Source organism: [Zimmermannella] alba NBRC 15616 (genome assembly GCF_001570905.1).
In the GTDB taxonomy this organism is placed as follows: domain Bacteria; phylum Actinomycetota; class Actinomycetes; order Actinomycetales; family Microbacteriaceae; genus Pseudoclavibacter; species Pseudoclavibacter albus.
In genome coordinates this window covers 14,655-26,806 of the sequence record NZ_BCSO01000004.1, presented here as the reverse complement: position 1 = coordinate 26,806, position 12,152 = coordinate 14,655, and the positions used below count along the sequence as shown (strand labels likewise).

Here is a 12,152-nt window from a genome sequence, read left to right as displayed (position 1 = left end):
ACCTGAGCGCCGATACGCTCGTCTTGACCGAAATGAGGAGGCAACACCATGACCGAGCAATGGGGATCTGAACCCAAGGCCGACTTCGGCGGTGCCGCGCCCGAGGCACGTGGTTCCCAGCCCGCCCCCGACGCCGCCGCCCCTCAGCAGCAGACTGCGAATCAATCAATGCCGATCCCGCCGCGTCCCATGTCTGAGCAGCGCTCGGCCGGCCTGGCTGGTGCATGGTGGGCGAACGGGGCGCCGCCCGCTCCCGCGAACGACGACGCCGCCACGGTCCCGCTTGGTGGGTCTGAGCGCGCGAAGCTCGACGCTGAGCTCCACGAGAGCTCGCCCGAGGCTGCGCCTGCTGTGACGCGGCACGAGCCGCAGGCGGAGGCGCCGCAGATGGATGCCCCGGCTCCAGCTCCGGCTACCCCGGCTCCAGCTCCGGCTTCGAACTCCCCGGTGGCGTCTGAAGCTCAGGTGAGTGGATCGGCTGCCCCCAAGGTTGGGGCCGCGGCAGCAAGCGAGCAGGCTCCGAACCCTATGGGTGAGTCGGATGCTGCGGATCGCTCGGCTGCGCCTGCTTCGGCAGAGGTTGCTCCGGTGTCGGCACAGGCCGAGGCAACGGCATCGTCCGAGCACACAGAACAGCTTGAGCCCGCGATCGGTTCGCAACCCCCAGCCTTCGGTGCTTTTGGCGAAGATCAGTCCTTCAATGCACGTGGCGCGCAGTCGCAGTTTGGTGCTCCCGCGCCTGCCCCGGCGCAGGGGCAGTTCGGTCAGCCTGCCCCGGCGCCGGGTCAGTTCGGTCAGCCAGCACCCGCCCAGGGGCAGTTTGGTCAGCCCGCTCCGGCACAGGGGCAGTTTGGTCAGCCTGGCCCGGGATTCCCGGCCCCGAGCCACCTCCCGAACTACACGCCCGCACCTGGTCAGGCGCCCAAGCGCTCGAAGCTCGTTGGCATCATTGCGCTCCTCCTCGGTCTCATCGCCGTCGTGCTCGTGTGTTTCATTGAGGGCGTCGAGTTCGTGACCGCTGGCCTCATCGTCGGCCTCATCGCCCTCGTCCTCGGCATCCTCGGGATCAAGAAGTCCTCGAAGGCGCTCTCGGGCATCGGCCTCGCGCTCGGATCCATCGCCATCATCGGCTCGATCCTCACCTACCTCATCCTCGCCTTCGTCTAAGCGACGGCGACCACGCGCCAGTCTCGGCCTACGCGGCCGAGACTGGCGTTGTGCGTTCGGCGAGGATGGCACGGCGACGCTCGCCAATACGCGTGAGGATGAGGGTCGCTTCGCCATCGCCCTTCGGCTGCAGGCGCTGACGGAACGCTGCAGGATCCACATCCACGCCGCGCTTCTTGATCTCGACCCGGCCGATGCCGCGCGAACGCAACTCTCGCTTGAGCTTCGCAGCATCCAGTGGCAACTCCTCGAGCACCCGGAAGCTCTGCACGAACGGGGACGTTGCCGGGCTGTCGTTTGTGATCCACGCGATCGACGGTGAGATCATGCGGCCCTCGAGCTCGGCAGCGACGAGGCCGATGAGCTCGGCGCGGATGACCGCGCCATCCGGCTCATGCAGGTATTCGCCGAGCGGACCAAGCTTCGCATCCGGGGCAGGGCCGCTCGCAGTGAGCTCGTGCGCGGGACCCTCACCGCGGGGGAGAAGCAGCGCGCTTCGGCCGACGCCCTCCCGTTCAGCGCCGCCACGCCAGACGGTCGCCTCGACGACATCCCCGCCGACCGACACCCACTGGGCCTCACCATCTGACGGCAGCGCTTCGTGCGGGATACCCGGGCCAAGCTTCACGCCGATCGGGCGATCGTCGCCGAGACCGAACGCGAAGTCGAGCGAGGGCGACCAATCGGCCGGATTGTGGCTGCGACGATCGCGGCTTCGCTCCGTGTGGCGGCGGGCAGGGTCGAGCCATGCGGCCTCGCCCTCCTCAAGAGCAAACGCCTCGGCGGTGCCGTGGAAGACCTCCGCGTTCGGGAAGACGGCAAGGTTGTGTGTGGCGATGGCGGCGGTCACCTCATCGGCATCGAGAGATCGCACGTCGAACCCGAGCGTCGCGAAGGCCATGGAATCGGCGCCGATGCCGCAGCCGAGGTCAGCGATCTTCGTCACGCCGGTGGCGCGGAAACGGGCCGCGTGATGGGCAGCCACCTGCAGGCGTGTGGCCTGCTGCAGGCCCGCATCCGTGAAGAGCATCCGCGCAGCGAAGGGGCCAAACTTGGCGGCAGCCTTGCGGCGGAAATTCGCCTGGGTGAGGACCGCCGCGACGAGCTCGGGGGAGTGGCCCTCAGCGCGCAGGCGGCTCACGAGCGCCACGACATCGTGCTCCTCGACCAGCGGCGGCAGCTCATCGAGCAGGCGCATGGCGTCGGGGGTGAGCAGGGTGAGGAGTTCGTCGCGATCCATCGCCTCTACGCTACCGGCGGACAGGCAGCGCTCGCGTTGCACCGACTCATCTGCGCGCTCTACACTCATCTAGCACTCTCCATGTGAGGGTGCTAATTCAGAACAACCCCGCCAGGAAGAGGTCAAGCGTGTCGGTGAACATCCAGCCGCTCGAAGATCGCATCGTCATCAAGCAGCTCGAGGCCGAGCAGGTCACGGCGTCGGGTCTTGTTATCCCCGACACGGCCAAGGAAAAGCCCCAGGAGGGCGAGGTCGTCGCAGTTGGCCCGGGTCGCATTGACGACAACGGCAACCGCGTTCCGCTCGACGTTCAGGTCGGCGACAAGGTCATCTACTCGAAGTACGGCGGCACCGAGGTCAAGTACGGCGGCGCTGAGTACCTCGTGCTCTCGGCTCGCGACATCCTCGCGAAGATCGTCTAAGACGCTTTCTTCAGGGCCCGCGGCAGTTGCCGCGGGCCCTTTTGCGTGCTGCGGCTGTGCATACATGGCAGTATTTGGGGCTTCGAGGCGTGGTACGCCTCGAAGCCCCAAATACTGCCACGACTGCACACGGGTAGCTGTCGCCGCGGGCAAATTTCGGGGGTCCAAGCCCCACTGGGGCTTGGACCCCCGAAATTTGCCCGCGAAATCGCGAGCCGCCGCACCCCGTACCCTGTTCTGGTGCAGACAGCGGATGACGAGCGTGGCAAAGGATTCCTGCAGGCCTTCGGCGCCTACGGCCTCTGGGGCGTGCTCGTGCTGTACTTCGCGATGCTCGACCCGAGTTCGCCCATCGAAATCATCGGCTGGCGCATTCTCTTCAGCATTGCCGTTGCGCTCGTGCTGCTCGCGGTGCAGCGCCGACTCGGCTCCCTCTGGCGCCTCATCACGCAGCCGCGCATCGCGGGCACCTTCGCTGTGGCCGGTGTACTCATCGCTGGCAACTGGCTCACCTTCGTCTTCACTGTCTCGAGCGGCAACGCCCTCGAGGCGACGCTCGGCTACTTCATCAACCCGCTCGTCGCCGTCATCCTTGGCATGGTGTTTCTCGGGGAGCGGCTGCGCCCCGTGCAGTGGCTCGCGGTCGGCATCGCCGTCGTTGCGGTCATCGTTCTCACGATCGAGCTCGGACGCCTCCCGCTCGCGGGCCTGATCCTCGCGCTGAGCTTCGGGCTCTACGGGCTCGTGAAGAAGCGGGTCTCAGGCCGTGTGCCGGTGCTTGAGGGCTTCACGATCGAGACGCTCCTCATCTCGCCGATCGCGCTGGTGTGTCTCGCGTGGGCGGCGCTCGCGGGCGGTGGCATCACCTTCGGCCAGGTGTCGGCGCTGCACACGACGCTCCTCGCGCTCGCGGGCGTCGTCACGAGCGTCCCACTTCTGCTGTACGGCTCGGCCGCGAAGCACCTGAGTCTTGTCGAGCTCGGCCTCATGCAGTACCTTGCGCCGTCGATCATGTTCGTCATGTCGGTGCTCGTGCTCGGCGAAGCAATGCCGCCCGAACGCTGGATCGGCTTCGGGCTCGTGTGGCTCGCACTCGTGTTCTTCACGGCTGACGCGCTCCACACGGGCGCGAAGGGTCGTCGCGCGAAACGGCTCACCAAGATCGACGTCACCGCGCTCGATTAGGGGACCTCCACACGCCCGCTCGTGTGAGCTCGCCAAGAGGGTGACCCGCGGAGTCCGGTTCCCCGTTAGGATCGACCCACCACGTCTGTCCACCCCGGTGGATTGACGTCGGAAGCCTGTTCGCCGCTGATCAATGCTGCCGGTTCTCTATGGTGAGCCGGCTTCGACAGCTGGCGCGCGCGAAGAACCAAGAGCTGATCGGAGCCACATGAGCGAGCTGCACGACCCATTCGCCTTTACCGGACTGACCTACGACGACGTGCTGCTGCTCCCTGGGCACACCGACGTCATCCCCTCGGAGGTCGACACGACCTCGCAGCTCTCGCGCAACATCACGCTTCGCGTCCCGCTGCTCTCGGCTGCAATGGACACAGTCACCGAGCACCGCATGGCGATCGCGATGGCCCGCCAGGGTGGCATCGGCATCCTCCACCGCAACCTTTCGATCGACGACCAGGTCGACATGGTCACGCGCGTGAAGCGTTCGGAGTCGGGCATGGTCGTCGACCCGGTGACGACGCGCCCCGACGCGACGGTCGCCGAGGTGGACCGCATCTGTGGTGAGTACCGCGTTTCAGGTCTGCCGGTCGTGGATGACGAGGGCACCCTCGTCGGCATCATCTCGAACCGTGACATGCGCTTCGTGCCGGAGTCGGAGTTCCGCACGACGCTCGTGAAGGACGTCATGACGAAGGCTCCGCTCGTGACGGCCCCGGTGGGTATCGACGGTGAAGAGGCGTTCCAGATCCTCGGCCAGCACCGCATCGAGAAGCTGCCCCTCGTTGACGAGCACGGCAAGCTCAAGGGCCTCATCACGGTGAAGGACTTCGACAAGCGCGACAAGTACCCGCTCGCCACGAAGGACGATTCGGGCCGCCTCCGCGTGGGTGCTGCGATTGGCTTCTTCGGCGACGGCTGGGAGCGTGCAATGCGTCTCGTCGAGGCGGGCGTCGACTGCCTCGTCGTCGACACGGCGAACGGCCAGTCGAAGGGCGTCCTCGAGATGATCCAGCGTCTCAAGGCGGAACCGGCTGCGAAGAACGTCGACATTATTGGCGGCAACATCGCGACCCGTGAGGGCGCGCAGGCGCTCGTGGATGCGGGTGCGGACGCCGTCAAGGTAGGCGTCGGCCCTGGCTCGATCTGCACGACCCGCGTCGTCGCGGGTGTTGGCGTGCCCCAGGTGACCGCCGTCTACGAGGCGGCCAAGGCCTGTGCCCCGGCTGGCGTGCCGGTCATCGCCGACGGTGGCCTGCAGTACTCGGGTGAGATCGCGAAGGCCCTCGTTGCTGGCGCTTCGACGGTCATGCTCGGCTCGCTCCTCGCCGGTACCGACGAGTCGCCCGGCGACCTCATCTTCATCAACGGCAAGCAGTACAAGACCTACCGAGGCATGGGTTCGCTCGGCGCGCTGCAGACGCGCGGCAAGCGCACCTCGTACTCGAAGGACCGCTACTTCCAGGCGGATGTTCCCTCGGACGACGAGCTCATCGCCGAGGGCATTGAGGGCAAGGTCTCGTACCGTGGCGCCGTGAAGCAGGCCGTGTTTCAGCTCACCGGTGGCCTCCGCCAGTCGATGTTCTACGTCGGTGCACGCACGGTTCCGGAGCTCAAGGAGAAGGGCAAGTTCGTCCGCATCACGAGCGCTGGCCTCAAGGAATCCCACCCGCACGACGTGCAGATGGTGGTTGAGGCGCCGAACTACCGCCGCTAAGTGTGTACGGCTCCGCCGCGGGATGCGCGCTGGAGCCTGAAGCGCCGACGGTTTGGTTAGCTGCTGAGCGTTGTGCTCGGTGACTGATCGAACCGTCGGCGTTTTGTGTTGGATGCTGCAGCGGACCATCGAATGTCGGTGGTCCCCGGGTAGGCTTGGGGCGTGACTGAGATCGAGATCGGCCGGGCCAAGCGCGCACGTCGCGTGTACTCCTTTGACGATGTGGCAATCGTGCCTGCGCGTCGCACGCGCGACCCAGAAGACGTGAGCGTCAGCTGGAAGATCGACGCCTTCGAGTTCCAGATCCCGTTCCTGGCAGCGCCCATGGACTCCGTCATGTCGCCCGAGACCGCGATCGCCTTCGGCAAATTCGGTGGCCTCGGTGTGCTCGACCTCGAAGGCCTGTGGACTCGTTTCGACGACCCAGAGCCACTCCTCGCAGAGATCGCCGACCTCCCTGCCAAGCAGGCGACGGCCCGCATGCAGGAGATCTACCGCGAACCCATCAAGGGCGGCCTTATCCGTGAGCGCCTTGGTCAGATTCGCGAGGCCGGCGTCCCGGTTGCCGGTGCGCTGAGCCCCCAGCGCACGCAGCAGTTCTACGACGACGTCTTGAAGGCCGGCGCCGACCTCTTCGTCATCCGAGGCCAGACGGTCTCGGCCGAGCACGTCTCGCAGAACCAAGAGCCCCTCAACCTGAAGAAATTCATTTACGAGCTCGATGTCCCCGTGATTGTCGGCGGCGTCGCCACCTACACCGCGGCCCTCCACCTCATGCGCACCGGCGCCGCAGGCGTGCTGGTGGGTTTTGGTGGGGGAGCAGCCTCGACGACACGTCGTGTCCTCGGCATCCACGCGCCCATGGCCACGGCCATCTCTGATGTTGCCGGTGCCCGTCGCGACTACATGGACGAGTCCGGTGGCCGCTACGTGCACGTCATCGCAGATGGTGGCGTTGGCACTTCGGGTGAGATCGTCAAGGCCATCGCGTGCGGCGCCGACGCCGTCATGATTGGAGCGGCACTCGCCCGCGCCACCGAGGCACCAGGCCGCGGCTGGCACTGGGGTTCCGAAGCACGCCACGCGCACCTTCCGCGCGGTAACCGCGTCGAGGTTGGCCAGGTAGCGCCGATGGAAGAGGTCCTGTTCGGGCCGGCAGGTTCCGCGAACGGCATCTCAAACCTTGTTGGTGCGTTGAAGCACTCGATGGCCACGACCGGCTACTCAGAACTCAAGGAGTTCCAGCGGGCCGAGATGATCGTCGCCCAGTACGCGACCACCAACTAGTCACCATTCTCAACGAGGAGCAGTACCCTTCCCTGGTCCTCGAACAACACGAGTCCGGGTGCCCAAAGCACCCGGCCCTCGTGTTTCGGGAGTAACCAAGCCACGACAATCCGCCAGGAGGTCATCTGATGACGACGGCACCCACCATGAACTCCGCCCGCCTCGGCCCAGCCGAGCGCGAGCAGAACCTTGCAGCGCTCAAGAGCAAAGACCTCGACATTCTCGTCATCGGTGGCGGCATCGTCGGTACCGGTGCCGCCCTCGACGCCGTAACCCGTGGCCTGTCCGTGGGCCTTGTCGAAGCACGCGACTGGGCATCCGGCACCTCGAGCCGTTCGTCAAAGCTCATCCACGGCGGCATCCGCTACCTCGAAAAGATGGACTTCGGGCTGGTGCGTGAAGCGCTCCTCGAGCGAGGCTTGCTGCTCCAACGCATCGCGCCCCACCTCGCGAAGCCGGTGCGCTTCCTGTATCCGCTCGAGAAGCGATTCCTTGAGCGCTTCTACATCGGCGCGGGCATGATGCTGTACGACATCTTCTCGTACACCGGCGAGCTGCGCCCCGGCGTCCCCCACCACCGCCACCTCTCAAAGCGTCAACTGCAGCGGATGACGCCGAGCCTCAAGAAGGATGCCTTCGTCGGCGGCCTCACCTACTACGACGCCACCGTCGACGACGCACGCTACGTGGCTGAGCTTGCGCGGACCGCTTCGAAGTACGGTGCCCACGTCGCATCGCGGGTGCGCGTGGAAGGTTTCCTCAAGGTCGGCGAGCGCGTCGTCGGCGTGCAGGCCGTCGACGTCGAGACCGGCGAACAGTTCGAAATCCGCGCCAAGCAGGTCGTGAACGCAACCGGTGTGTGGACTGACGACACGAACCGCATGGTGGGGGAGCGTGCCTCGTTCCGCGTGCGCGCGTCGAAGGGAATCCACCTCGTGGTCCCCCGCGACCGATTCCAGTCGACGAGCGGTCTGCTCCTGCGCACTCCGAAGAGTGTCCTCTTCGTCATTCCGCGTGGACGCCACTGGATCATCGGCACCACCGACACCGACTGGAATCTCGACAAGGCACATCCGGCAGCCACCGCAAAGGACATCGACTACGTCCTTGAACAGGTCAACCGTGTCCTCGCGGTCAAGCTCACTCGAGATGACGTCGAGGGTGTCTATGCGGGCCTCCGACCGCTTCTCTCGGGCGAATCCGACGACACGAGCCAGCTGTCGCGCGAACACATCGTCGCGCACTCCGTGCCTGGGCTCGTGCTGGTTGCCGGCGGCAAGTGGACCACCTACCGCGTGATGGCAAAGGACGCAATTGACGCTGCAGTTGCCGCCCTCGGCGACAAGATCCCGGCCTCCACGACGAAGGACATTCCGCTCCTCGGTGCCGTGGGCTACAAGGCCGCCTGGAACCGCCGCGGCAAGATTGCCCGTGCCTTCGGTGTCCACCCGGTGCGCATTGAGCACCTCCTCAACCGCTACGGCGTCATGGCCGACGAAATCCTCGACATGATCAAGGCTGAGCCGGAACTTGCTGAAGCAGTTCCCGGCGCCGACGATTACATGCTCGCCGAGCTCAAGTACGCAGCCTCGCACGAGGGTGCCCTGCACCTTGACGACGTACTCGCCCGCCGCACGCGCATCTCGATTGAGGCGTGGGACCGCGGTGTTTCGGCAGCCCCCGTCGCCGCTGAACTGATGGGCGAGGTGCTTGGTTGGGACACTGCCCGCCGCGAACGCGAGATCGAGACGTACCTCAAGCGCGTGGCGGCTGAAATCGCCAGCCAGGAGCAGCCCGACGACGAGTCAGCCGACCGCGTCCGCCTGGAAGCGCCGGACATTGCCTCGGTGCTTGGCCACGCGGGTGACAACACCCCGCACGGCACGAAGTCTGTGCAGCTCGACGCCACCCGCGCTGGCGAGCAGGACGCCGAGTAAGGCCGAGATTCCGTGCACGACGATCGAGGACGAGCGCCTGCAGCGAGCACCAGTGTGCTCGCACACGCCATGAAGCCCAAGTGGCTCCTCATGCTGACGCTCGTCCTCGCCGTTGCTGCGATCTTCGCGGCCCTCGCGCAGTGGCAGATCTCATCTGCCATCGCCTCCCTGGCGCACCGCAGCACCCACACTGTCAATGAGCAGCCGACACCTCTCGGCGAACACCTCAAACCGCAACAGTCGCTCTATGAACGCTCGATTGGCGCTGTGGTCAGCTTCGAGGGTGTCCTTGATGCGGCCGATGTTGAGGTGTTGCCGAACCGTCTGCAGGGCGCGACTGACGGATGGTGGATCATCTCCAGAGCCCACGTCAGTGATGATGGTGATGGGCTGGCTGGCGATGCAGCCAAGCCGACCGAATTGCCCGGCCTAGCGGTGGCCCTCGCCTGGGCACCAGACGAACCAACCGCCGTCGCTGCAGCGGAGACACTGCGTACGCAGATTGCCTCCGGTGCCGCTGACGCGCGGCCCTTCACCGGCATCCTCGAATACGGACAGGCCCCTGCCGCTCCCGATAACGGCCGAGACCCGCTCGGTCTTGAGCAGATGAGCCCTGCCTACCTCGTGAACCGATGGGAGACGCCCAGCCCGAGCGCCTACAGTGCGTATGTCACCGTGAAAAGCGGCGTGGAACTGCCAGCCGGAACCGAGGCGATCCAACAGCAGCTCGTCGACGCCGGTGGTGAACTCAACTGGCTCAACATCTTCTACGCCGCTGAGTGGATCATTTTCGCTCTCTTCGCGTTCTATCTCTGGTGGCGGCTCGTGCGGGACGACTACGCCCGCGAACACGTCAGTGCACCCAGCCGGGCCGAACTTGAGGCTGAGATCCGCCGCGAACGGCTCCGTGCCCTTCGCGCGGCTCGCGAGGGCATCGATCCGGGCACATACTCCTAGAATGAACGGCATGACTCACGCGATTCGCCTCGAAAACATCCCGAAGATTCATCGTGCGCGTCGCTTCTACACCGTGACTGCCTACGTCACCGGTGTGCTGCTGCTGCTCCTTGTCGCAGAAATGGTGTTCAAGTACGCCTTCCATCTCGAGCTGGAACTTGGCGGCCCCTTTGGCTTCTTGGCCTTTGTGCAGGAGGGAACCACGGTCGCGCTCAACCTCAGCCTCTGGGTGCTCATCGTTCACGGCTGGTTCTACGTTGTGTACCTCATCGCCGCGTACTTGCTCTGGATGCGGATGCGCTGGCCACTCTGGGTGCTGCTCGCGATGGCAGGGGGTGGCGTCGTTCCCTTCCTGTCGTTCGTGACGGAGTACGTTATGGGACGTCGAGCTGACCGCGAAGTCGCGGCCGCAGCTGCCGACCATCAGGCCCAGGCCGACGAGGACGCCGAGCTGCGCGAATTCGAACAAAGCCTGAGCAGCGTTGAACGTGCCGCGCTCGATGCCGAGGTGCGCAGCGAAGCTGCACGACGTGCCCAGGCGAACGAGGGGCCCCGCACGACTCACAAAACCTACTAGCCAAACATTCATCTGCGCCCTGTGCGCCCAACCGAGAGGCACTATGACCGAGGACACCGCCGTCGTGAATGGCACTGATCACCGCCCCGTGCTCGTGGTCGACTTCGGCGCCCAGTATGCGCAGCTCATCGCACGTCGCGTGCGCGAAGCCCGCTGCTACTCCGAGATCGTGCCGCACACGATCACGGCCGCTGAAGTTGCCGCGAAGCAGCCCGTAGCGATCATCCTCTCGGGTGGTCCGTCGTCCGTGTATGCCGAGGGTGCACCCTCGCTCGACAAGGGCATCCTCGAGCTCGGTATCCCGACGCTCGGCATCTGCTACGGATTCCAGACCATGGCCACCCAGCTCGGTGGCGAGGTCGCCCGCACCGGCCACCGCGAATACGGTTCGACGGCCGTCACCCTCACGGATGCTTCGTCGACCCTCCTCGAGGATCAGCCCACCTCGCAGACGGTGTGGATGAGCCACGGAGACTCGGTCTCGAAGGCGCCGGAGGGCTGCACGATCCTCGCCTCCACCGCCGACACGCCGGTCGCCGCCTTCGCCGATGAGGAGCGCAAGCTCTACGGCGTGCAGTGGCACCCCGAAGTGCTCCACTCCGAGCATGGCCAGGAACTCCTCGAGTCGTTCCTTCACCGTTCGGCAGGCCTTCCCGGTGACTGGACGCCGGGCGAGGTCATTGAGGAGCAGGTCGAGCGCATCCGTCAGCAGATTGGCCCCGACGCGAAGGTGCTCTGCGCACTCTCGGGCGGCGTTGACTCGGCTGTCGCAGCCGCCCTCATTCACCGCGCTGTCGGCGACCGCCTCACCTGCGTCTTCGTCGACCACGGCCTCCTCCGCAAGGGCGAGCGCGAGCAGGTTGAACAGGACTACGTGAAGGCGATCGGCGTGCGCCTGGTCACGGTGGATGCTCGCGAGCAGTTCCTTGGCGAACTTGCCGGTGTCACCGACCCGGAGATGAAGCGCAAGATCATCGGTCGCGAGTTCATCCGCGTCTTCGAGCAGGCAGAGACCCAGCTCGTTGCCGAATCGCAGGAAGACGGCGGCGACGGTATCCGCTTCCTCGTGCAGGGCACGCTCTACCCGGACGTCGTGGAATCCGGTGGCGGCTCCGGCACGGCCAACATCAAGTCGCACCACAATGTGGGTGGTCTGCCAGAAGACCTCAAGTTTGAGCTCGTTGAGCCGCTTCGCACCCTTTTCAAGGATGAGGTCCGCGCGGTTGGTCGTGAACTTGGTGTGCCCGAGGTCATCGTGGCCCGCCAGCCGTTCCCGGGCCCGGGTCTCGGCATCCGCATCATCGGTGAAGTCACGCAGGAGCGCCTTGACCTGCTCCGCGAAGCAGACGCCATCGTCCGCGAAGAGCTCACCGCTGCCGGCCTCGATGAGTCGATCTGGCAGTGCCCGGTCGTGCTCCTCGCCGACGTGCGCTCGGTGGGGGTGCAGGGCGACGGCCGCACCTACGGTCACCCGATCGTGCTGCGCCCCGTCTCGAGTGAAGACGCTATGACGGCCGACTGGACGCGTCTCCCGTACGACGTCACGGCTCGTATTTCGAACCGCATTACGAACGAGGTCGACGGCATTAACCGCGTCGTGCTCGACGTCACCTCGAAGCCGCCGGGGACCATCGAATGGGAGTAAGCCTCACTGAGGCTTTGTAGA

10 protein-coding genes are annotated in these 12,152 nt (G+C 65.7%); 9 read left to right on the top strand and 1 reads right to left on the bottom strand.

From position 1 onward, the window contains the following. Nucleotides 1–48: 48 nt before the first annotated feature. A complete protein-coding gene (locus tag ZAL01S_RS04355; protein ID WP_066080288.1) occupies nt 49–1,167 on the top strand; it encodes a DUF308 domain-containing protein in 1,119 nt (372 codons plus the stop codon). Between the two features lie 28 nt (nt 1,168–1,195). Here the strand turns inward: ZAL01S_RS04355 and ZAL01S_RS04350 are convergent, their stop codons facing one another. Further along, nucleotides 1,196–2,407, bottom strand: coding sequence for a class I SAM-dependent methyltransferase (locus ZAL01S_RS04350; protein ID WP_066080552.1), 1,212 nt, complete (start codon nt 2,405–2,407; stop codon nt 1,196–1,198). Nucleotides 2,408–2,535: 128 nt separating this feature from the next. On the opposite strand from ZAL01S_RS04350, the gene groES reads away from it, so the two are divergent. The 8 genes from groES to guaA all read left to right on the top strand — a co-directional run bounded on the left by groES (nt 2,536) and on the right by guaA (nt 12,131). Further along, nucleotides 2,536–2,829 carry a co-chaperone GroES gene (gene groES, locus ZAL01S_RS04345; protein WP_066080285.1) on the top strand — a complete coding sequence of 98 codons (294 nt, stop codon included), beginning with the start codon at nt 2,536–2,538 and terminating at the stop codon, nt 2,827–2,829. 240 nt (nt 2,830–3,069) lie between these two features. Further along, complete coding sequence (gene rarD, locus ZAL01S_RS04340; protein ID WP_066080282.1) at nt 3,070–4,014, top strand: EamA family transporter RarD; 945 nt, start codon at nt 3,070–3,072, stop codon at nt 4,012–4,014. Between the two features lie 208 nt (nt 4,015–4,222). Beyond that, on the top strand, nt 4,223–5,728 hold the full coding sequence (gene guaB / locus ZAL01S_RS04335; RefSeq protein ID WP_066080550.1) for an IMP dehydrogenase: 1,506 nt from the start codon (nt 4,223–4,225) through the stop codon (nt 5,726–5,728). Between the two features lie 162 nt (nt 5,729–5,890). Then, nucleotides 5,891–7,015 carry a GuaB3 family IMP dehydrogenase-related protein gene (locus ZAL01S_RS04330; RefSeq protein ID WP_066080279.1) on the top strand — a complete coding sequence of 375 codons (1,125 nt, stop codon included), beginning with the start codon at nt 5,891–5,893 and terminating at the stop codon, nt 7,013–7,015. Nucleotides 7,016–7,143: 128 nt separating this feature from the next. Beyond that, complete coding sequence (locus ZAL01S_RS04325; RefSeq protein ID WP_083523061.1) at nt 7,144–8,952, top strand: glycerol-3-phosphate dehydrogenase/oxidase; 1,809 nt, start codon at nt 7,144–7,146, stop codon at nt 8,950–8,952. A gap of 69 nt (nt 8,953–9,021) precedes the next feature. Continuing rightward, nucleotides 9,022–9,909, top strand: a complete 888-nt coding sequence (locus tag ZAL01S_RS04320) for an SURF1 family cytochrome oxidase biogenesis protein (RefSeq protein ID WP_217995467.1) — start codon at nt 9,022–9,024, stop codon at nt 9,907–9,909. Between the two features lie 10 nt (nt 9,910–9,919). Further along, nucleotides 9,920–10,486 carry a DUF3817 domain-containing protein gene (locus ZAL01S_RS04315; RefSeq protein WP_083523074.1) on the top strand — a complete coding sequence of 189 codons (567 nt, stop codon included), beginning with the start codon at nt 9,920–9,922 and terminating at the stop codon, nt 10,484–10,486. Between the two features lie 43 nt (nt 10,487–10,529). Continuing rightward, entirely contained in the window at nt 10,530–12,131 is a 1,602-nt protein-coding gene (gene guaA / locus ZAL01S_RS04310; RefSeq protein ID WP_066080273.1) for a glutamine-hydrolyzing GMP synthase, read from the top strand. The last annotated feature ends 21 nt before the right edge of the window (nt 12,132–12,152 follow it).